The sequence below is a fragment of the Priestia iocasae genome, assembly GCF_016909075.1.
Classification (GTDB): Bacteria; Bacillota; Bacilli; order Bacillales; family Bacillaceae_H; genus Priestia; species Priestia iocasae.
Map to the genome: position 1 here is coordinate 109,101 of NZ_JAFBFC010000007.1, position 22,096 is coordinate 131,196.

Genomic DNA, 22,096 nt, shown 5'->3' on the forward strand with positions numbered 1-22,096 from the left:
GTATCACTTGTAAAGAACATTTGTTCGTTTTTTATTGAAGTTGAAAGTCACCACTTGATACATCTATTTTAATCAAATGTGTGCCAGAACCATGTGTTCCTTCAATCAATCTTTTTTCTTGTGTGGAATGGTGTAAAGGAAAGTCATTGGTGATGTCACCACTACTTACTTTTCCTCGGAGTTTAAAATCAGCATTGTTTGGGAGATCAAGTGTTGCTTCTCCAGAGCTCAGGTCTACATCAATTGAGTTTACGAGTTCATTCATGTGAACAAAAAAGTCTCCCGATGATACGTCTGCATTTAGTTCACCCTTGTATTCCTTCACGCTCACTTCCCCAGAGCTCACGTCAAATGTTCCTCTATTCGTTGAAAGAGATGTAATCATTACATCTCCTGAAGCAATGTTTCCTTCAAATGTATCAAGAGCTAAGCTTGCTAATTGAACATCCCCAGATCCTACATTTAAACGCAATTCATTTAAATGAACAGGCTTACTAGGAGAAGTACCTGAGAATAGTAAGTCCCCAGATCCTATTGTGAGGTTCATATTACGATCATAGTTTTCTGGTATATAAATGAGTAGTTCAGACGATTCGAATGATGAAAACCAATCAAACGGTTTTCGCTTATATTTTACAGTAATCGTATCTCCGCGTTTTGAAATCTCTACTTTTCCTTTTCCTTTTAAATCCGCTTTAATGTCTTCTCGATCTTCAGGAATAATGGTTGTTTTAACACTTGAGATATCAATGTGAATCGTTTCGACTTTTGAGTTTACATCTGCTGTTCTTTTTGACAATCCTACCGGTAAAAACGATAAAGATGAAAGATTCGAATATAACAGAAATCCTCCAATAAGAACGAAAAAGATAATGAAAGTCCGTTTCATGTTTACTACCTGCTTTCTTCATAATTTAGCGTAACGTTAGTACTTACTACCTTTTATAGTCTAATTGTAAATAAAATCCATTATTTCTACAATGAACGCAAGAATTATTTTGATGTAAGACTTGAGACGTAGAGAGAAAAAGCTTGAAAATCAAGTAATTAGTCTTGTGAAACACGATAATCTATATTATCCTTTTAATTGATAAAGATTATCAATATCGATTATTTTGAGTGATTGACTATAAGTAATGAAATAAATGATTCGAACTTCTATATACATTTATCTAAAAAAAGGAGACATAATGGAAGGTCCGTCATGTTAGGTGCTTAGGTAGATAGTTGAGACGAAGTTTCTTTTTTAATAAGCAATGTGACGTAATGATGGGGAGGTTATTATAAATGGTTTCATTATTAACAGAGAAGTTAAATATCGGATATGGGGATGTGGATATTGTAAAAGAGCTAGATTTAGAAATTCCTCATGGTAAAATTACAACCATTATCGGACCGAATGGATGTGGAAAATCAACGATTTTAAAGACAATGTCTCGCATCCTTCATCCAAAGAGTGGCTTTGTTTATTTAGATGGAAAAGCCATACACAAAGCATCTACAAAGGAAATTGCGAAAAAGATGGCTATCTTGCCTCAATCCCCAGAAGCTCCTTCTGGTCTAACAGTAGCAGAGTTAGTGTCATATGGTCGTTTTCCTCATCAAAACGGGTTTGGGAAGTTAACAAGTCATGATCGAGATGTTATTCATTGGGCATTAGAAGTAACGGGGATGTCTGCTTTTCATGAGCGTACAGTTGATGCTTTATCAGGTGGACAGCGCCAACGAGTATGGATTGCCATGGCGTTAGCACAAGAAACAGATTTGTTGTTATTAGATGAGCCTACAACATATCTGGATTTAGCTCATCAGTTAGAGGTACTTGAACTATTAGATAAGCTAAATAAGGAAGAAGGGCGAACGATTGCCATTGTCATTCATGACTTGAATCATGCAGCAAGATTTGCTCATCATATGGTTGCTCTTCGGTCTGGACAAATTGTGAAAGAAGGTACACCTGAAGAAGTAATGACTCCTGATATTTTAGCAAAAACATTTGGTATTGATGCAGAAGTTGTGCAAGACCCTCGTACGAATCGTCCAATATGTATTACATATGACTTACTTAAAAGCAACAAGGATATGACAAGAGAGGTTAGCTTAGCAAGGTAGTCAATACAGACGTCTTGTGCACCATAAAAACCCCCCCATTTTAAACAGCTAAAATAGGGGGGATAGTTTTATTATACTTCTGATTGAACAGCATGCTCTTTTACGTAGCGGTTATGTGGATGCTCTTTACATTCTGAGCTACATGAGCGTAAATGTTCATGTTCACATTCTTCACAAAGGAGAAGGTGATCATTGCAATCTGGGTTGCCACATTTTACGTAACGCTCTTCAGGCTCTCCGCAGTAATAGCATTTTCCAACAACAGTTTCTTCTTCCGTACGGTTAACAGGTACAGAAATGCGTTCATCAAACACATAGCATTTTCCATCCCATAAGCGTCCTTTTACTTCTTCATCATAACCATATGTGATGATTCCTCCATGTAATTGAGAAACATCTTCGAATCCTTCTTTTACAAGGAAACCGGAAAACTTTTCACAGCGAATACCACCTGTACAGTATGTTAAGATTTTTTTATCTTTATGTTCGCTTAAGTTTTCACGAATCCAATCAGGTAATTCTCGGAATGTCTCAATATCAGGACGAATTGCATTTTTAAAATGACCTAAATCATATTCGTATGTGTTTCTTGCATCAAGAATGAGCACGTCTTCTTGGTTCATGGCTTCATAAAATTCTTTTGGTGAAAGATGTTTACCTGTTGTTTCATTTGGGTCTAAATCGGCATCTAAACTTAAATTAACAATCTCTGGTTTTACTTTCACTTTTAATTTCTTGAATGCATGTCCATCATGTCGTTCAATTTTAAAAATCATGTCTGAAAAGCGTGGATCATTCTTCATCATAGCCATATACGCTTCTGTTTGTTCAGGTGTTCCAGATACTGTACCGTTTATTCCTTCGTGGGCAACTAAAATACGGCCCTTTAACCCAAGTTCTTCACAAAGAGCAAAATGCTCATCGCGAAATGAAGTCGGGTCATCAATTGTGACGTATTTATAATAAAGTAATACTTGATAGTTCATTTGTTCTTCACCTATTCCTTCTAAACTTTCCTTTCTATCATAACAAATTTGTGGAAAGTAAAGAAGGGGAGGGGAAATTTGTTAAAAGGTTGCTTAGTACAAGTATTTAATCATGCTTAATCTACGTGAAAAGGGCTATCTGGTAAGCTCTTTATCGTATTTTTACACCTAGCAACTTTGCAATTTGTGCGCGATGAAATTGAACAGATTCAATTTCCGTAAAGTTTGCTAACATCCCTTTAATAAGAGTGTGTTTTGGCTCTTCTTTTTCTAGCTCTTCTTTTAAAATATCAAAGCTTCCATACAAAAAAAGTATTAGCGGTTTGTATCTTCAACGGTTCCTTCATTATAAGCATCACTTACTTGTTCATGTGTGGTTGCAAGACCTTGTGATAACTCATCTTGGCGGCTGTAATCTTGTACTTCAAATTGACGATCTGCCATTTCTTCTGTATGTAATTCATTTTTCTTTCCTTGCTTTGGTTCACGATCCATTGTTATCCCTCCTTTACATGTGTTCATTATGTGTAAAAGTATAAAAAGCTATGCATCTACCCACACAAAAGAAGGACAAGGAGTCATATTATATAGAAGGAAAAAATTAATCAAACGTTTGTTTAAAAGGTTGTTAGAGGGCGAACAGAAGGTAGTTTACGCACTATAAAAAAAGGAACTGACGAAGGTCAATTCCTTTTGATGCTTATTTCTTTCCTTCTAAAAAATACTTTTCAATATCATCTAGCATTAAATTTGCAGCGACAACCCCACCAGCAGTGTTCCAGATAGGATCACTTACTTTATGAACGTTTCCTGCTTTGGCTACGTTTAAGTTTTGGAACAATGGATCTTTTGTCCACTCTTCTTCAAGCTTTGTTGCTTCTCCATCACCTGTTTCGTATGAGAAGTAGAACATGACGTCTCCATCCATGGCAGGGATGCGTTCTTTTGTTGCGTTCTTTTCAGCAAAGTCATCTACATTTTGTGATTCTGGACGAGCGAATCCTAATTGCTCTAAAATGACGCCTGAGAATGAATCTTTATGATAGATACGAACATCTCCAGCCGTGAAACGAACAATGGATACTTCTTTTTGTAGTTGATCGCCTAATTTACCTTTTAAGTCTGCGATACGGTTATCAAAATCAGCGATTACTTGTTGACCTTCTTTTTCTTTATTTACTGCTTTTGAGTAAAGCTCGAAGTTTTCTTTCCAATCACCGCGTAATGCTTCTGAGAAGACTGTCGGTGCGATTTGGCTTAATTGATCGTAAACAGCTTCTTGACGTTGCTTATTTCCAATGATTAAGTCAGGTTTTAATGAAGCAATCGTTTCAAGACTTGGTTCACTTTCTGTTCCGACACTTTTTACATCCTTCATGTCTTCTTGAATGTGATCATACCAAGGGTCACCAAGCCAAGACTCAACGGCTCCAACAGGAGTTACGCCCATTGCTAATAAAGCTTCCGTTCCTTCATTTGTTAAAATAACAACACGCTTTGGTGTACCTTCAATTGTTGTTTCACCCATTGCATGTTGAATAGTATACGTTTCTTCTGATCCAGCTTTATCTTTCTCGCCGTCTTCAGCAGGCTTTTCTTCAGCTGCATTACTGCAAGCGGATACAACTAATAGCGCCATAATGGATAGAAGCGCAAAAACATATGAAAAGCGCTTTTTGAGATATGTAGTCATGTTTTTACCCCCAAAGAGTTAATTAAAATATGATAATGATTTTCATTTACAAGTAAGATGTTATTCGAAGTTCATAAAACTGTCAATACAAAAGTGAAAATGATTCTCATAATCATTGACACACATCGGTTTCTTTTCTAAACTGAAAGAAGAGAAAAAGGACTTTTTCCGCATAGTTAGAGGAGCAACAATATGGTACTACGAACCTTTAATTTAAAACTAGTTGGATTGATGATAGGAAGTATTATTTTAATAATATGTATTGGTTTAAGTATTATACTCGGTTATACCAATACGAGTATTGAAACGTCGATGGCGGCTTTTCGCGCGTTTGATGGTTCGAATGAACACCTTATTATTCAGAATGTAAGGTTACCACGTGCACTGATTGGAGCTGTTGTAGGAAGTAGCTTAGGAATTGCAGGAGCTATGATGCAAGCGTTAACCAAAAACCCATTAGCATCCCCAGATATTATAGGGGTTAATGCTGGGGCAAGTTTTTTCATTGTCGTAGCTGTTATGATTTTTTCCATTACATCTTTACAAGCTTTCACTTGGATTGCATTTTTAGGAGCGACAATCACAGTAGTCGTCGTATATTTTTTAGGTTCGTTAGGAAGAGAAGGGTTAACACCGATTAAGCTAACATTAGCAGGAGCTGCAATTGCTGCTCTGTTCTCCTCGTTAACACAAGGACTTCTTGTATTAGATGAATCATCGCTTGATCAAGTTCTTTATTGGTTAGCAGGTTCTGTTCAAGGAAGAAAATTAGATATTTTATATTCTGTTCTTCCTTATATTGTTGTTGCAACAGTAGGCGCTTTTTTACTAGCTAATAAGATTAATATTTTAACAATCGGAGAAGATGTTGCAAAAGGATTAGGACAGCGAACCGGTATGGTGAAAATTGGTGCGGGTATTGTTATTGTTTTTTTGGCAGGTGGGGCTGTAGCCATTGCTGGACCCATTAGTTTTGTAGGGATTATCGTGCCTCATATCGTTCGCTGGCTTGTTGGTCAAGATTATCGTTGGATCTTCCCTTACTGTGGAGTGCTGGGGGGGATTTTACTTTTAATTGCTGACATCTCTGCCCGCTATGTCATTATGCCAGAAGAGATACCAGTGGGAATTATGACTGCCTGTATTGGAACTCCTTTCTTTATCTACATCGCACGTAAGGGGGTTCGTTCATCATGAGAAAGCACAAAGCTATTCGTGTTGGGAGAATATCATTTTTAATCAATATTTCTGCAACCATTATTATGTCTACTTTATTAGTCTTATTGCTAGGTTTGTTTCTTTTAAGTGCTGGTATGGGAGAACTCTTTATTGGTCCATTAAACATTATTCAAATTATCTTTGGACAAGGATCAGAGTTTGAACAACTAATTGTCACTTCCTTTCGGTTACCTCGCATAATAATTGCTATTTTAGCTGGAATTTGTTTAGCGGTTGCGGGTGCTATTTTACAAGGACTCGTTCGAAATCCACTTGCTTCACCTGACTTAATTGGTTTGACAGGAGGAGCCTCGGTAGCTGTTGTGCTATTTTTAACACTGTTTAGTGACGAAAATCACTCCCTCACTGTTAGTATTCATTGGTTGCCTCTTAGTGCTTTTATAGGTGCCTCTGTAGTGGCTCTATTACTCTATGTATTAGCTTGGAAAGGTGGGGTATCGCCCATTACACTCATATTAGTAGGTATAGGTCTAACAGCCTTAACAAAATCGCTTACGACTTTGTTCATGATTATGGGTCCCATTTATCAAGCTAGTCAGGCAAACATTTGGATTACGGGTAGTGTATACGGATCTAATTGGAAGAATGTGTATACACTGTTGCCTGTTACCTGTTTGTTAGTTGTAATAAGCTTCATTATGGTTAGACATGTGAACATACAAGAACTTGGTGAAGACATGGCTAAAAATGTGGGACATCATGTTCAAAAAAGTCGTTTAAGTTTACTACTAATAAGTACGGCTTTGACAGGAAGTGCTGTAGCATTTGCAGGTGGTATTAGCTTTGTAGGGTTACTCGCGCCTCATATTGCAAGAAGGCTCGTTGGCTCTTCGTTTGGGTCATTATTGCCTGTATCGGCTCTAATTGGAGCGATTCTAGTATTAGTAGCAGACTTAATTGGTCGCACGATGTTTTTACCAATTGAAGTACCTGCTGGAGTATTCACGGCTGCAATTGGAGCGCCTTACTTTATTTACTTGTTATATAAGCAACGAAATGCATCATAAATTAAAGAGTCAAAGAGTTATGACTGCCCGCAAATGCGGAGCTATATTCTTTGTTAAAAGGAGCGGTTGAGATGAACTCACTCGAAACGAAGTCATTAACGCTGTCTTATGGGGAGTCCATTATTATAAATGAGCTTGACTTGAAAATTCCCAAAGGGGAAATTACCGTTTTTATTGGTAGTAATGGTTGTGGAAAATCAACACTATTGCGATCTTTAGCTCGATTATTAAAGCCGCAAGATGGCTCTATTTTAATTGAGGGAGAGAAAATTTCAAAACTACCAACAAAAGAAATTGCAAAACAACTAGCAATCTTACCTCAAGGCCCTGTTGCGCCAGAAGGATTAACCGTTTTACAGCTAGTGAAGCAAGGTCGATATCCATATCAAAACTGGTTCCGTCAATGGTCAGAAGAAGATGAGCGAAAAGTGAATGAAGCGCTTGAAGCAACAGGCATGAAAGAATTAGCAGATCGTTCAGTTGATTCGTTATCAGGAGGTCAACGTCAGCGAGCATGGATTGCAATGACTTTAGCACAAGATACGGATATTATTTTACTAGATGAACCAACAACGTATTTAGATATGACGCATCAAATTGAGATTTTAGATTTATTATTTGAACTGAACGAGCGAGAAAACCGTACCATTATTATGGTGCTTCATGATTTAAACTTAGCTTGTCGTTATGCTCATAACATTGTAGCTCTTCAAAATAAACAAATCTACGCTCAAGGGAAACCTGAAGACGTAATTAGTTGTGATCTTGTACGTAATGTGTTTCAGATGAATTGTGAAGTCACCATTGATCCTTTATTCGGTACACCACTATGTATCCCCCATGGAAGAGGGCGCTGCATTGTGCAAAAGGTGGGAACAACAAATGAAGCTATTTAGTCAACAAGAGCTTCAAACTTTAAAAGAGAAATTTCGTGTGATGACAGAAAAAGTTCCTTCTTCTATAAGTATGCCAGCGACTGAGCTGATGAATGAGCAGACGTTACGTTCACACTTACAATTCGTTCAACAACAAATAGAAGCGCCTGATGCAAAAGTGGCAGCTTCTATTTTTGCAAAGAGATATAGCTTTGTTGTACTAGCGGCTCTGTATTCGTTTACTATTCTTCATAAGAAAGTAAATATTGATGAGTGTCATACTTCATTAGAGACACTAGATATGACAGATCGGCTGTGGATACCGTCTATTTATTGGCAGAATACCCATGTAGAAGAAGTGAACGATGGGAATCATATTCAAAAGCGAGAAGAGCTTTTACAGGAATTGTTTGCACAGCATGTTGATAAGATATGGTTAGAGGTGCGCCATGTGACGAAAATCTCTAAGCTTATCTTGTGGGAAAATGTCTCAGTGTATATTATGTGGATGTATGAAACACTTTTAGATGACTTAACATTAGAGCCAATAAAAGAACGAATTCAAGAAGACTTTTCATACTTATATGAAAAAGCTCAAGGCTCCTTATTTGGCTCATATCATTACAATCCTTTAGCAAAGTATAATGAACCAAAACAATTTGTGAAAAGTTTGGGGCAAGATATAAGAGTACGAAAAACATGCTGCTTTTCATATCAAACAGCGGCAAAAAATCAATATTGCACAACATGCCCAATTATGTGCAAAGTGAAGGAGGAGTCATGAAAGTGGATGAAAAGTTAAAAGAACAATTTGATGGCTTACTCGAAAAGTACACAGAGCTGATGGTTGGCGATGCTACAGATGAGCTAAAAGAAAAAATTCAAATGTGGGCTATGTATACATATATTGCAAAGACAATGCCAGCACTGGCAAAGCATTGGAATGAAAAATACCCAGATGGTAAAGCTGAGATGATGAATCTCATTAAAGAGATTAAAGAACTAAATGATCAGCATCGCTCTAAAAAATAAAGAGAGTGCCAACTAGTGAAACTCCTACAAAGAAGCAGACAAGTCCTATATTGGATACATGTCTGCTTCTTTGTTTTGAAGTCTGCTTTTTTAAAGGCTAGGAGAGAGAAACGTTTGATAAGGCTGGTCTTTGTGTACGAAACGACAATTTTTTCAAAAAATATATTCAAATAATAAAAAAAGTGCTAAAATTTAAATAAATAGTTTGCTTTGCTTGTTAAGAGGAAAGAAACACTATAAGGTAGCTGTTAAATGGGTCTCGTTTAAAAGGACCCATTGTGGCGTTTATTTATTGGTTTCATATAGTTATAGATAATGACCATCTTGATTGGAACTGGGGGATGAGCTATGGAACAAGCGATGCGTGATTTCTTTTTATTTTTATCAAAAAATAAAACGCTTACAAAATTAGCGAAGAGATACGGTTTGCGCTTTGGAGCTTCTCGTTTTGTAGCAGGAGAAACAATTGATTTAGCAGTGAAAGCAATTAGGGAATTAAATGAAAAGAAGTTAGCCGTTACAATTGACTATTTAGGGGAGTTTGTTGATAACGAAAGAGAAGCAAATGAAATGGCTGACCATTGTGTGGAGGCGATTCGTGCAATTGGTCGTGAAAAGCTAAATGCTCAATTATCATTAAAAATGACGTCAATGGGTTTAGATATTTCAGATGACATTGTACTACGCAACATGAGAAAAATTTTAGATGCTGCGCAAGCTAATGATGTGTTTGTTACCATTGATATGGAAGATTATTCACGCTGTGGAAAGACCATTGAGATTTTTAAACAACTAAAGTCAGAATATGATCATATTGGAACCGTTATTCAAGCGTACTTGTATCGTACGGAAAAAGACATGGATGATTTAAATGCATATAGCCCAAACTTGCGTCTTGTAAAAGGGGCATACAAAGAGTCTACTGAAGTAGCCTTTCCTGATAAGAAAGATGTGGATGATAACTTTAAAAAGATTATTAAAACACATCTATTGAATGGAAATTATACCGCTGTTGCCACACATGATGATACGATCATTGAGTACACAAAGCAACTTGTAAAAGAACATGGAATTTCAAATGATCAATTTGAATTCCAAATGCTGTATGGTATTCGTCCTGAGCGTCAAGAGCAATTAGTGAGTGAAGGATACACAATGAGAGTGTACGTTCCGTATGGGACAGATTGGTACGGATATTTTATGAGACGTTTAGCAGAGCGCCCTGCGAATGTAGCGTTTGTATTAAAAGGAATTGTAAAAAAATAATTAACATGCAAAATGGAGCTGTTGTTCAACAGCTCCATTTTGCATGTTAGTCTTGTTGCATATTTTGCTTTTTATATTGTTGATTTTGAGAGGTCTTTTTTCCGCTTGCATCCATCTCGATAGTTGGACCTGCATTTCCTTTTACGCTAGCTGCGCTTACGCCTGCTTTAGAAGGGTTCTTTTTTAAACGTGCCATCGTTCCTTCACCTCCTACTATTAAAGTAACCATTTAAAGAAAAAATAGGCTTGTTCTTTTTTGTAAATATATTGCGAAAATTTAAAAAATGTTTTATAGTAAAAAATAGAGATGGAAGCAGTTCTATTTTTTTTAAGAATAAAATGAATGACTATTCATTCAATATATTAAGGGGGATATGTATATGAGCCTACGAATTAAGAAAGCTGCTGTTCTTGGTTCAGGAGTAATGGGATCAGGAATTGCTGCACATTTAGCGAATGTTGGCATCCCGACATTACTTCTTGATATCGTGCCAAAGGAGTTAACAGAAGAAGAAAAAGCAAAAGGATTAACGTTAGAGGATAAGCAAGTTCGTAATCGCTTTAGCGCTACAGCATTACAAAAGTTATTAAAGCAAAAACCCGCTCCACTTACATCAAAAGCAAATTTATCGCTCATTCAATCAGGAAACTTAGAAGACGATGTACAAAAGTTAGCGGAATGTGATTGGATTATCGAAGTAGTTGTTGAAAACTTAGAAGTAAAGAAACAGCTATTTAACAAGATTGATTCTGTGCGCAAACAAGGCAGTATCGTAAGTTCAAATACATCAGGTATCTCTGTAGAGGCAATGGCTGAAGGACGTTCTGATGATTTTAAAGCTCACTTTTTAGGAACACATTTCTTCAATCCACCTCGTTACTTAAAGTTATTAGAAATCATTCCAACAAATGATACAAATCGTGAAGTTATTGAATATATGAAGGAATTTAGTGAAGATGTGCTAGGCAAAGGTGTTGTGTTAGCAAAGGATACACCGAACTTTATTGCAAACCGAATCGGAACATATGGGCTATTAGTGACGGTTCAAGAAATGTTAAAAGGTGGTTACAGTGTAGGGGAGGTAGACTCCGTTACAGGACCTTTAATTGGTCGACCAAAGAGTGCGACATTCCGTACATTAGACGTTGTCGGGCTAGACACCTTTATCCACGTAGCAAACAACGTATATGAAAAAGTAGAAGGTGCTGAAAAAGAAGTTTTTGACGTACCGGTATTTATGAAAGCGATGCTAGAAAATAAATGGCTTGGAAGTAAAACAGGTCAGGGCTTCTTTTTAAAGAAAGGAAAAGAAATTCTAGAACTGAATCCGACAACACTTGAATATGAACAAAGAAAGAAATTAAAAACAGCAGCAACTGAAATGAGTAAACAACAAAAAGGCTTAGCTAATAAAATGAAAGCGCTTGTATATGAGGATGACAAAGCAGGTTCGTTATTATGGAATATTATTAGTCCAGTTCTTCTTTACTCAGCTCAATTAAAAGACGAAATTGCAGATGATATCGTAGCGATTGACCGTGCGATGAAATGGGGCTTTGGTTGGGAGCTAGGTCCGTTTGAAACATGGGATGCAATTGGGGTAGCTCGGTCTGTTGAAAAGCTTCAGCAAGAAGGAAAAGAGATTCCAAGTTGGGTAACAGAAATGCTTGAAAGTGGAGTGACTTCTTTCTATAGCGAATTGGATGGAAATCTTCACTATTACAATAATGGTGAATATAAGCAACTAGAAGAAAACAAAAAAGTGATTCATCTGAAGAAATTACGTAACGGAGATCATATCATTAAGAAAAACAGTGGGGCTAGCTTAATCGACTTAGGTGACGATGTTGCATGCTTGCAGTTTACATCGCCAAACAATGCAATTGGGCTAGATATCATTCAAATGATTAACTACTCGGTAGAAGAAGTCGGGAAAAATTACAAAGGTCTTGTGATTGGGAATCAAGCAAAGAATTTCTGTGTAGGTGCCAACCTTGCGATGATTTTAATGGAAGCACAAGATGATAATTTCTTTGAGATTGACTTTGTTATCCGCCAATTCCAACAAGCGATGATGAATATCAAATATAGTGACAAGCCTGTTGTCTCAGCTCCATTTGGTATGACGCTTGGTGGTGGAACAGAGATTTGTCTACCAACATCTCATGTTCAAGCTTCTTCTGAGACATATATGGGCCTTGTCGAAGTAGGAGTCGGTCTAATCCCTGGAGGAGGCGGTAACAAAGAGCTCTATATCAAACAGCTCGATAGCCTGCCAAAAGGTGTCGAATTTGATCTTCAAAAAGTTGCGAACAAAACGTTTGAAACGATTGCTACAGCGAAAGTGTCAACATCTGGGGCAGAAGCTCGGGAGTTAAACTTCTTAAATGCTCAAGATGGTATTAGTATCAATGGCGATCACTTGTTGCACGATGCAAAACAAGCAGCTATTCAATTGTTTGATAACGGTTATAAAGCACCGGTTCGTCGAAAAGTGCCAGTTGTAGGTGAGACAGGATACGCAACACTGTTATTAGGTGCACAAGCGATGAAATACTCCGGTTTTATTTCAGAGCATGACTATAAAATTGCTCAAAAACTAGCATTCGTTATTGCTGGAGGAAATATACCGTACGGAACAGAAGTTGACGAGCAATATTTATTAGATTTAGAGCGTGAAGCATTTTTAAGTCTAGTTGGAGAAGGAAAGTCACAGCAACGTATGCAGCACATGTTAGTAAAAGGAAAGCCACTTCGTAACTAAGGGGGAGAAAAAATGAGAGAAGCGGTCATCGTATCTGGTGCTAGAACACCGATTGGAAGAGCAAAGAAAGGAACACTTGCAAATGTTCGTCCAGATGATTTAGGAGCAATTGCAGTAAAAGAAACGTTAAAACGAGCAGGTGGCTATGAAGGTCCAATTGATGACTTAATCTTTGGATGTGCCATTCCAGAAGCAGAGCAAGGCTTAAACATGGCACGTAACATTGGTGCATTAGCCGGCTTACCATATACCGTTCCAGCCATCACAATTAATCGTTATTGTTCATCGGGCTTACAAAGTATCGCATATGGTGCAGAGCGTATTATGTTAGGTCATGCGAAGACGGTATTAGCAGGTGGAGCAGAATCAATGAGTCTTGTACCAATGACAGGGCATGTTATTCGTCCAAACATTCAATTGGTTGAGCATGCACCTGAATACTACATGGGCATGGGTCACACAGCTGAGCAAGTAGCTGTCAAATATGGCATCTCTCGCGAGGATCAAGATGCATTTGCCGTTCGTAGTCATCAGCTTGCAGCTAAAGCCCTACAAGAAGGCAAATTTAACGATGAGATTGTTCCAGTTGAAGTGAAAAAGCGTTCTGTTGGTAGTGATAATAAGCTAAGAGAAGAGAGCATTTTATTCTCTCAAGATGAAGGTGTTCGCGCTGGTACAACGGCACAGGTTCTAGGAAAGCTGCGCCCTGCATTCTCGGTAACAGGAAGTGTAACAGCAGGAAACTCTTCACAAACAAGTGATGGAGCAGCTTCAGTGTTATTAATGGACCGTGAGCAAGCAGAATCAGAAGGGTTAAAGCCATTAGCTCGCTTCCGCTCGTTTGCAGTTGGTGGCGTTCCACCAGAAGTGATGGGAGTAGGTCCAGTCGTTGCGATTCCAAGAGCATTAGAATTAGCAGGGCTTGAGCTTTCAGATATTGGATTATTTGAACTGAATGAAGCATTTGCGTCGCAAGCTATTCAAGTGATGCGCGAACTTCATATTGATCAAGACAAAGTGAATGTAAATGGTGGAGCCATTGCACTAGGGCATCCGCTTGGGTGTACAGGAGCCAAATTAACATTAAGTCTAATTCATGAAATGAAGCGTCGTAACGAGCAGTTTGGTGTAGTTACTATGTGTATCGGTGGCGGTATGGGTGCTGCTGGTGTATTTGAATTACTTGCATAATAAATTACATGATTAAGGGGGAAAAAACGATGTCAAAGATAACTGAAAACGTAACTAAGGGTGGAAGCTTTTTAATTGAGGAAGTATTACCAAGTCAAGTATATACACCTGAGGACTATACAGATGAGCATAAAATGATTGCCAAAACAACAGAAGAATACGTGGAAAATGAAGTGCTTCCACAAGTAGAACATTTAGAAAATCATGAATTTGATCGCTCGGTTAAGCTGTTAAAGCAAGCTGGTGATTTAGGATTATTAGGTGCAGATGTACCTGAAGAGTACGGTGGACTAGGATTAGATAAAGTAAGTTCAGCGTTAATTGCTGAAAAAATGTCTAAAGCAGGTGGATTCTCTATTACTCATGGTGCTCATGTTGGGATTGGTTCATTACCAATTGTATTATTTGGTACAGAAGAGCAAAAGCAACAATACTTACCGGCTTTAGCAACAGGTCAAAAAATTGCTGCTTATGCATTAACAGAGCCAGGGTCAGGATCAGACGCACTAGGTGCAAAAACGACAGCTCGCTTAAATGCTGAAGGTACACATTATGTATTAAATGGTGAAAAGCAATGGATTACAAATGCTGGCTTTGCAGATGTATTCGTAGTATATGCAAAGATTGATGGCGAGCAGTTCTCAGCATTTATTGTTGAGCGTGAATATGAAGGAGTATCAACAGGTCCAGAAGAAAAGAAAATGGGGATTAAGAGTTCATCTACTCGTACACTGATTTTAGAAGATGCACTTGTTCCAAAAGAAAATTTATTAGGTGAAGCAGGTAAAGGTCATATTATCGCATTTAACATTCTAAATATTGGTCGTTATAAATTAGGTGTAGGTGCTGTTGGAGCAGGGAAACGTGCGTTTGAATTATCTGTTCAATATGCAAATCAACGTCAACAGTTCAAAACACCAATTTCAAAATTCTCGTTAACGCAAGAAAAATTAGCAACGATGGCTGCGAAGCTTTATGCATCAGAAAGTTCTGTATACCGCACAGTTGGCTTATTTGAAGAGCGTATGGGTCGTTTATCAGAAGAAGAGCAAAAAGACGGAAAGCATGTAGCAGCATCTATTGCCGAGTATGCAATTGAGTGTTCATTAAACAAAGTGTTTGCAACAGAAGTACTAGACTATATTGTCGATGAAGGTGTTCAACTTCACGGTGGATATGGATTCATGAGTGAGTATGAAATTGAAAGAATGTACCGTGACTCACGTATTAACCGTATTTTTGAAGGAACAAATGAAATCAATCGTCTATTAGTGCCAGGTACGTATTTACGTAAAGCATTAAAAGGAGAGCTTCCACTTCTTCAAAAAGCACAAGCATTGCAAGAAGAATTAATGATGATGATGCCAGAAGAACTTGGAGAAGGGCCATTAGAGCAAGAAAAATATTTAGTGCGTAATGGAAAGAAAATTGCACTATTAATGGCTGGATTAGCTGCTCAGAAGTATGGAAAAGCACTTGAGAGAGAACAAGAAATTTTAGTGAATATTGCTGATGTCATCAGTAACGTTTATGCAATGGAGTCTGCTTTACTTCGTACAGAAAAAGCAATTGAAAAATCAGGATTAGAGAAAAATAATTTAAAAGTTCTCTACACACAAATCTTCTGTCAAGAAGCATTCAATAAAATTGAAGCAGATGCAAAAGAAACTCTTGTTGCAGCTGAACAAGGTGATATGCTGCGTATGATGTTATCAGCGCTACGCAAGCTTACTCGTTATACGCCAATTAACGTCATTGCAACAAAGCGTGAAGCTGCAAAAGTATTAATTGAAGCTGATAAGTTTCTCGTTTAATCATTTACTTGCTGTTTGACTCACCCCCAATGAGTTAACATATATTTTTGAAAGAGGCTAAGTGAAAACGGGAGAAAGTCCCTCATTTTCACTTAGTCTGCCACATCCCTTGCTCATAAAATCTATAGATAGATGAGCAAGGGATTTTACGTTAAAGCGTTTTTTTAGGTGTAATGACTTTTGGGACAACTTCTTTGTTTAGGTATTTTAAGAATAGATGTGTTAAAATACGAAAAAAGTCCAAAATAGTAAAGGTGGTTTTAACATGTCTCTCATTTTTTACTCCTATCCTAAATGCGGTACGTGCCGAAAAGCAAAAAAATGGCTAGACGATCAAGGTCTTACATACGAAGAAATTCATATTGTAGAGAATCCTCCAACACGTGAACAAATCAAGTCTTATTATGAAAACAGTGGTTTAGAGTTGAAAAAGTTTTTTAACACAAGTGGACAAAAATACCGCGAATTAGGCGTAAAAGATAAAATGAAGACGGCAAGTGAGGATGAGCTGTTAGATTTACTTGCTTCTGATGGAATGCTTTTAAAACGGCCATTATTAACGAATGGAAGCAAAGTAACGGTTGGATTTAAAGAAGAACAGTTTGAACAAGTGTGGGCGTAAAACTTTTTAAATAAATAAAAATGTTTCGAATAGAAAAATGAAACGGTTTACGTTACACTAAAAATGGAAATTCTTCTTTTATGTTCGTCATAAAAGAGTATACATACTTTATTGGAGGGATTAAGATGAGTACACCAAAAGAATTGCGTTATTCTGAAGAACATGAGTGGGTAAAAGTAGAAGGCGATGTTGTTCGTGTTGGAATTACAGATTTTGCTCAGTCTGAACTTGGTGATATCGTGTTCGTTGAACTACCAGAAGTAGGAGCAACTGTACAAGCGGATGAGCCTTTTGGTAGCGTAGAGTCGGTAAAAACGGTTTCTGAGCTATATGCACCAATCAGTGGTGAAGTGGTAGAAGTGAATGAAGACTTAGACGATAGTCCAGAACATGTTAACGAATCTCCATATGAAAAAGCTTGGATGATTGTCATTAAACCATCTGATACGAGTGAAGTAGACAAGCTAATGACGGCTGAAGAATATGAAAATATGGTAAATCAAGGATAAATTCTTTCTAGATTAGCCAAAAATTGTACAGATTGATTAACAACTTCAAAGGACACTCTATTAGTATCACAGTTGACTAAAGGGGTGTCTTTTTATTATGTTTGAACGAAAAAAGATTGATATAACAGACCGTGTAACAGCAAAATTCAATGAAAACGGGATGAAATTATATGCAGATAAACAGCCTATTGGAAATGTTGAATCAAACGAACAAGGCAATCATTATCATCTTGAAACGGGCTATATGATGGAAAACAATCGCTTCTATCAGTATGCAGACGTTCAAACAGGTAATGATCAAAAGTATACAGATTGTGATTCGGAAGAAGGCTGGTGTTAGTGAATTGCAGTGGAGATAACTCCACTGTTTTTTTCTATGGCTCTTTTATGACTAGTGAACAGTAGATAGAGTGATGAATGGAATAGAAAAACAATTATATTTTATAAAGTAAGCAGATGAAGAGCCACTGTTTTATTTACAATGAACGATATTTTTTGTAAATTACTAAAAAAAACAGGGGAACTATGGCGTATTAACGAATAGTTTATAATATAGAGTAAGTCCTTGCTCTAGTACACAACTTATGAGTATGGGTGATGACAATGACAATAGAAGAAATTGGAAAAGTGATCATTGTAGAAGGCAGATCAGATAAAAAAAGGATTGAAGGCATTATTAAAGAGCCAATTGAGATTATATGTACAAACGGCACAATTAGTGTTGCCAAGCTTGATGAAATTATTGATTCGATTTATCATAAAGAAGTCTATATTTTAGTGGACTCTGATGATTCAGGAAACAAACTTCGTAAACAATTTAAACGTGAACTACCAGAGGCTGAACACCTTTATATTGATAAAATGTATCGAGAAGTAGCAGCCGCACCAAGGAATCACATAGCCACTGTATTACTAAGTGCTAATATTGATGTAAATACGGAATTTTTGATATAAAAGGATGAAAACTATGCAAGAGTGGACAGAACAGCAGCTTAAGGAAAAACAAAATGAACATGAACAACTGGTTATCTTTTTTTACACTCCTTTATGTGGGACGTGTCAAGTATCGAAAAAGATGTTAGCGGTTGTTGAACAGCTACTTCCCCATTTAAACGTGGGGATGTGTAATTTAAACTATATGCCCAATCAAGCAGAGGTATATGAAATTGAAAGTGTTCCATGTTTGATTGTTTTAGACAAGAATAAGGTTCAAAAAAAGTTGTATGCCTTTCATTCGGTCGAATATTTGCTTAATGAGTTAAAGGAGTAATGGATACCACATACACTTTGATACATAATGAATAAAAGGAGTTGTTTCTTAAGCCTGTTGAGGGATAGAGAAGCAACTCCTTTTCTGACATGAACGGACAAATTTCCTCGGAAATCATGCGAAAATTGATGAAATATAAAAGTTGATTAAATTTTCTGAACTATAGTATGATGAACTTGTACATATTTACACACAACCTTATCGAGAGAGGCAGAGGGACTGGCCCTTTGAAGCCCGGCAACCGGTTTGAAACACGGTGCTACATCCAGCAGAGTAAAGGCTCTGAAAGATAAGCGGAGATTATGAGTAAGAGAACTCTCTTCTTTGCTGAAGGGAGTTTTTTATTTTGAAAAAGGGGGAGAAAAGCATGTCAAAGCAATATCGTTTAGAAACACTGAACATACATGGGGGATTACAAGCAGAGAAAGAAACAGGAGCAAGAGCATTACCTATCTACATGTCAAATGCGTATCAATTTCAGAATACAGATCATGCAGCAGATTTGTTTGCTTTAAAGGAGCAAGGGTACATTTATACGCGCATTCATAATCCTACTGTTACAACCTTTGAAGAACGAGTAGCGCAGCTTGAAGGAGGAGTAGGCGCTTTAGCGGTTTCGAGCGGAATGGCTGCAATTACGACTGCTATCTTAAACCTAGCGGGGGCCGGGGACGATATTGTATCTTCATCCACGCTGTATGGTGGAACGTACAATTTATTTGAAACGACGTTACCGAAGTACGGCATTAAGACGCACTTTGTTGACCCAAATGATGTAGAGAATTTTAGACATGCGATTACTCCAAATACAAAAGCGATTTATGCAGAAACCATTGGAAATCCAAGCTTAAATGTGTTGGATATTGAAAAAGTAGCAAACATAGCACATGAAGCGGGAATTCCTTTAATTATTGATAATACATTTGCAACGCCTTATTTATGTAGACCAATTGAGTACGGAGCGGATATCGTCATTCATTCCGCAACGAAATGGCTATTAGGAAATGGAACGACCTTAGGTGGGATTATCGTAGATGGTGGTAAATTTGACTGGAATTCACCTAAGTTTCCTCATTTTACAACACCAGACCCTAGTTACCATAATCTTGTATATGCCGAAGCATTAGGGCCACTTGCGTATATTGTGAAAGCAAGAGTACAACTTTTACGTGATATCGGTGCTTCTATTAGTCCGTTTAATGCTTATCAGTTTAGTTTAGGGTTAGAGACGTTACATGTTCGAATGAAAGAACATATCGCAAATACAAGGCAAATCGTCGAATACTTAGAAAATCACCCTGCCGTTGAGTGGGTATCTTATCCAGAGTTACCTCATCATCCACAAGTGGAACAAGCGAAAAAGTATTTAGATAAAGGAGCGGGGGCCGTTGTTATTTTTGGCATTAAAGGAGGACGTGAAGCAGGCAAGAAATTAATTAACTCTGTGGAATTATGGTCACATGTGGCAAACGTTGGAGATGCAAAGAGTTTAATTATTCACCCTGCTAGTACAACGCATCAGCAGTTAAATGAAGAACAGCTACAATTGGCTGGAGTATCTGAAGATCTCATTCGACTTTCTGTTGGTATTGAACATATTGATGACATTAAAGAAGACTTAGAGCAAGCCATAAAAAAAGCCACAGGACTGTCTTCAAAGTCTGTTGCGCTAAAATAATATTAGTTGTTGACACCGTAATTTAACCGTGCTACAATCACTGACATAACTTTAAGAATATTATCTTTTAATTAAATAATCTGTCGTATTGACTCTTATCAAGAGAGGTGGAGGGACTGAGCCCTGTGAAGCCCGGCAACCGTCAGCATAGCTGAAATGGTGCCAATTCCTGCAAAGCATATGCTTTGAGAGATGAGAGAAAGGAATAGAATGTTAAACCTTTCTGCTTATCTGTGCAGAAAGGTTTTTTTATATCTCAAAAGATAATAAAACACATTTGCTTAAGGGTACAGTAAATGTAAAGTGATTTTAGAAAAAAGAAGGTGAGACATCATGATTACGTTAAAAGGTGTTACAAAAATATACGAAGCAAAAAGCGGAACGGTTACAGCTGTTAATAATATCGATTTAACTATTAACCAAGGAGAAATATTTGGGATTATCGGATACAGTGGAGCGGGTAAAAGTTCATTGATTCGTTTGCTAAATGGATTAGAAACACCAACAAAAGGAACGGTAGAGGTAGCTGGAAATGACATTGGAAATATCCGAGGAGAAAAGCTACGAAAAGCTCGACAAGAAATTAGCATGATTTTTCAGCATTTTAACTTGTTGTGGTCCCGTACTGTTCGTGAAAACATCGCATTTCCACTTGAAATTACAGGGATGTCAAAAGCAGAGCGAGCAAAAAGAGTAGATGAACTTATTAAGTTAGTAGGACTTGAGGGGAGAGAAAATGCGTACCCTTCTCAATTAAGTGGTGGACAAAAGCAACGTGTCGGGATTGCACGAGCGCTAGCGAATAATCCAAAAGTGTTATTGTGTGATGAAGCGACATCTGCACTTGATCCACAAACGACAGACTCTATTTTAGAGCTGTTGGTTGATATCAATGAAAAATTAGGGTTAACCATTGTACTTATCACGCACGAAATGCATGTCATTCGTAAGATTTGTCATCGTGTGGCGGTTATGGAAAATGGACTTGTAGTGGAACAAGGGAACGTACTTGATGTATTTAGAAAACCGAAACAGCCAATTACAAAACGCTTTGTTCAACAAGTGACAGAGCCTGAAGAAACATTTGAAACAATGGAGCATGTACTAGAACTGTATCCTAGTGGTCAAATTATTCAATTAACGTTCGTAGGTGATAAGGCAGAACAACCACTTATGACAAGTATATTAAAAAAGTTTGATGTAACAATTAATATTTTACAAGGTAAAATTTCGCATACTCAAACAGGGTCTTATGGAACATTATTTATTCATATTGATGGTGATAAAGAAGTGGTTCAACAAGCCATCTCATTTATACGTGATCAGCAAGTGGAAGTGGAGGTGATGGCGAATGCTTGAGCAGCTATTTCCTAATGTAAAACTAGATCGGATGTGGGATGCAACTGTTGAAACGTTGTATATGACAAGTATTTCAGTGTTAGCTACGTTTATTTTCGGAATTGCGTTAGGACTTTTACTTTTTTTAACGTCAAAAGGCCAATTATGGGAAAATAAATTTGTGAATGTTGTAACTGCTGCATTGGTCAATATTTTCCGATCTATTCCATTTATCATTTTGATTATCCTGCTTATCCCATTCACGAAAGTAATAGTAGGCACGATGCTTGGTGCAGATGCAGCTCTTCCAGCCTTAATTATTGGAGCCGCACCATTTTACGCACGTATGGTTGAGATTGGTTTAAGAGAAATTGATAAAGGTGTCATTGAAGCAGCCAAATCAATGGGTGCGAAAACAAGCACTATCATTTTTAAAGTATTACTTCCAGAGTCGATGCCTGCATTGGCTTCAGGTATTACAGTTACAGCGATTGCACTAGTCGGTTACACAGCAATGGCTGGTGTAGTCGGTGCTGGTGGATTAGGAAACCTTGCATATTTAGAAGGATTTCAACGAAACAATAATGATGTAACAATTTTAGCGACAATTTTAATTTTAGTAATCGTATTTATTATCCAATTTATTGGTGATATGGTCACATCTCGAATTGATAAACGATAAAACAACCAGGGGGATTT

At 37.4% G+C, this 22,096-nt stretch carries 23 protein-coding genes and 2 riboswitches; of the genes, 18 read left to right on the top strand and 5 right to left on the bottom strand.

Annotation, left to right across the window (positions count from 1 at the left end; translation table 11 throughout):
* Positions 1 to 31: 31 nt before the first annotated feature.
* Positions 32 to 889 (bottom strand): LiaG family protein, encoded by an 858-nt coding sequence (liaG, locus tag JOC83_RS16830; RefSeq protein WP_205188556.1) that lies wholly within the window; start codon positions 887 to 889, stop codon positions 32 to 34.
* 398 nt (positions 890 to 1,287) lie between these two features.
* On the opposite strand from liaG, the gene JOC83_RS16835 reads away from it, so the two are divergent.
* Entirely contained in the window at positions 1,288 to 2,112 is an 825-nt protein-coding gene (locus tag JOC83_RS16835) for an ABC transporter ATP-binding protein (RefSeq protein ID WP_205188557.1), read from the top strand.
* Between the two features lie 71 nt (positions 2,113 to 2,183).
* Here JOC83_RS16835 and trhO read toward each other — a convergent pair whose 3' ends face one another.
* The 3 genes from trhO to JOC83_RS16850 all read right to left on the bottom strand — a co-directional run bounded on the left by trhO (position 2,184) and on the right by JOC83_RS16850 (position 4,791).
* Positions 2,184 to 3,098: an oxygen-dependent tRNA uridine(34) hydroxylase TrhO gene (gene trhO / locus JOC83_RS16840; protein ID WP_205188558.1), complete on the bottom strand. Its 915-nt coding sequence runs from the start codon at positions 3,096 to 3,098 to the stop codon at positions 2,184 to 2,186.
* A 315-nt stretch (positions 3,099 to 3,413) separates the two neighbouring features.
* The gene (locus tag JOC83_RS16845) at positions 3,414 to 3,593 is read right to left on the bottom strand and encodes a YozQ family protein (protein WP_205188559.1); all 180 of its coding nucleotides are present in this window, start codon (positions 3,591 to 3,593) and stop codon (positions 3,414 to 3,416) included.
* Between the two features lie 205 nt (positions 3,594 to 3,798).
* On the bottom strand, positions 3,799 to 4,791 hold the full coding sequence (locus JOC83_RS16850) for an ABC transporter substrate-binding protein (protein WP_205188560.1): 993 nt from the start codon (positions 4,789 to 4,791) through the stop codon (positions 3,799 to 3,801).
* Between the two features lie 192 nt (positions 4,792 to 4,983).
* Between JOC83_RS16850 and JOC83_RS16855 the strand changes: the two genes are divergently transcribed.
* The 6 genes from JOC83_RS16855 (at position 4,984) to JOC83_RS16880 (ending at position 10,210) form a co-directional block, all read left to right on the top strand.
* A complete protein-coding gene (locus tag JOC83_RS16855) occupies positions 4,984 to 5,988 on the top strand; it encodes a FecCD family ABC transporter permease (protein ID WP_205188561.1) in 1,005 nt (334 codons plus the stop codon).
* Positions 5,985 to 7,037, top strand: coding sequence for a FecCD family ABC transporter permease (locus JOC83_RS16860; protein WP_205188562.1), 1,053 nt, complete (start codon positions 5,985 to 5,987; stop codon positions 7,035 to 7,037). Before JOC83_RS16855 ends, JOC83_RS16860 begins: the two co-directional genes overlap by 4 nt.
* Before the next feature lie 71 nt (positions 7,038 to 7,108).
* Positions 7,109 to 7,933, top strand: coding sequence for an ABC transporter ATP-binding protein (locus tag JOC83_RS16865; protein ID WP_205188563.1), 825 nt, complete (start codon positions 7,109 to 7,111; stop codon positions 7,931 to 7,933).
* Entirely contained in the window at positions 7,920 to 8,696 is a 777-nt protein-coding gene (locus tag JOC83_RS16870; RefSeq protein ID WP_205188564.1) for a (2Fe-2S)-binding protein, read from the top strand. Before JOC83_RS16865 ends, JOC83_RS16870 begins: the two co-directional genes overlap by 14 nt.
* 2 nt (positions 8,697 to 8,698) lie before the next feature.
* Positions 8,699 to 8,944 carry a DUF2573 family protein gene (locus JOC83_RS16875; protein ID WP_205188670.1) on the top strand — a complete coding sequence of 82 codons (246 nt, stop codon included), beginning with the start codon at positions 8,699 to 8,701 and terminating at the stop codon, positions 8,942 to 8,944.
* 348 nt (positions 8,945 to 9,292) lie between these two features.
* Complete coding sequence (locus JOC83_RS16880; protein WP_205188565.1) at positions 9,293 to 10,210, top strand: proline dehydrogenase family protein; 918 nt, start codon at positions 9,293 to 9,295, stop codon at positions 10,208 to 10,210.
* A 46-nt stretch (positions 10,211 to 10,256) separates the two neighbouring features.
* Here JOC83_RS16880 and JOC83_RS16885 read toward each other — a convergent pair whose 3' ends face one another.
* On the bottom strand, positions 10,257 to 10,406 hold the full coding sequence (locus JOC83_RS16885) for a YuzL family protein (protein ID WP_205188566.1): 150 nt from the start codon (positions 10,404 to 10,406) through the stop codon (positions 10,257 to 10,259).
* 184 nt (positions 10,407 to 10,590) lie between these two features.
* On the opposite strand from JOC83_RS16885, the gene JOC83_RS16890 reads away from it, so the two are divergent.
* From JOC83_RS16890 to JOC83_RS16940, 11 genes are all read left to right on the top strand, one after another.
* Complete coding sequence (locus tag JOC83_RS16890) at positions 10,591 to 12,975, top strand: 3-hydroxyacyl-CoA dehydrogenase/enoyl-CoA hydratase family protein (protein ID WP_205188567.1); 2,385 nt, start codon at positions 10,591 to 10,593, stop codon at positions 12,973 to 12,975.
* 12 nt (positions 12,976 to 12,987) lie between these two features.
* Positions 12,988 to 14,166 (top strand): acetyl-CoA C-acetyltransferase, encoded by a 1,179-nt coding sequence (locus tag JOC83_RS16895; protein WP_205188568.1) that lies wholly within the window; start codon positions 12,988 to 12,990, stop codon positions 14,164 to 14,166.
* Between the two features lie 29 nt (positions 14,167 to 14,195).
* Positions 14,196 to 15,980: an acyl-CoA dehydrogenase family protein gene (locus JOC83_RS16900; protein ID WP_205188569.1), complete on the top strand. Its 1,785-nt coding sequence runs from the start codon at positions 14,196 to 14,198 to the stop codon at positions 15,978 to 15,980.
* 265 nt (positions 15,981 to 16,245) lie between these two features.
* Positions 16,246 to 16,602, top strand: a complete 357-nt coding sequence (locus tag JOC83_RS16905; RefSeq protein ID WP_205188570.1) for an arsenate reductase family protein — start codon at positions 16,246 to 16,248, stop codon at positions 16,600 to 16,602.
* A gap of 125 nt (positions 16,603 to 16,727) precedes the next feature.
* Positions 16,728 to 17,111 (top strand): glycine cleavage system protein GcvH, encoded by a 384-nt coding sequence (gene gcvH, locus JOC83_RS16910; RefSeq protein WP_205188571.1) that lies wholly within the window; start codon positions 16,728 to 16,730, stop codon positions 17,109 to 17,111.
* Between the two features lie 97 nt (positions 17,112 to 17,208).
* Positions 17,209 to 17,451 carry a YusG family protein gene (locus tag JOC83_RS16915; protein WP_205188572.1) on the top strand — a complete coding sequence of 81 codons (243 nt, stop codon included), beginning with the start codon at positions 17,209 to 17,211 and terminating at the stop codon, positions 17,449 to 17,451.
* Positions 17,452 to 17,714: 263 nt separating this feature from the next.
* Positions 17,715 to 18,065, top strand: coding sequence for a toprim domain-containing protein (locus JOC83_RS16920; RefSeq protein WP_205188671.1), 351 nt, complete (start codon positions 17,715 to 17,717; stop codon positions 18,063 to 18,065).
* Positions 18,066 to 18,078: 13 nt separating this feature from the next.
* On the top strand, positions 18,079 to 18,381 hold the full coding sequence (locus JOC83_RS16925) for a thioredoxin family protein (protein WP_205188573.1): 303 nt from the start codon (positions 18,079 to 18,081) through the stop codon (positions 18,379 to 18,381).
* Between the two features lie 195 nt (positions 18,382 to 18,576).
* Positions 18,577 to 18,677: riboswitch (SAM riboswitch) on the top strand.
* Between the two features lie 71 nt (positions 18,678 to 18,748).
* The gene (locus JOC83_RS16930) at positions 18,749 to 20,059 is read left to right on the top strand and encodes an O-acetylhomoserine aminocarboxypropyltransferase/cysteine synthase family protein (protein ID WP_205188574.1); all 1,311 of its coding nucleotides are present in this window, start codon (positions 18,749 to 18,751) and stop codon (positions 20,057 to 20,059) included.
* Positions 20,060 to 20,151: 92 nt separating this feature from the next.
* A riboswitch (SAM riboswitch) is annotated at positions 20,152 to 20,258 on the top strand.
* Between the two features lie 134 nt (positions 20,259 to 20,392).
* A complete protein-coding gene (locus JOC83_RS16935; RefSeq protein WP_205188575.1) occupies positions 20,393 to 21,418 on the top strand; it encodes a methionine ABC transporter ATP-binding protein in 1,026 nt (341 codons plus the stop codon).
* Entirely contained in the window at positions 21,411 to 22,079 is a 669-nt protein-coding gene (locus JOC83_RS16940; RefSeq protein ID WP_205188576.1) for a methionine ABC transporter permease, read from the top strand. Before JOC83_RS16935 ends, JOC83_RS16940 begins: the two co-directional genes overlap by 8 nt.
* Positions 22,080 to 22,096 lie beyond the last annotated feature (17 nt).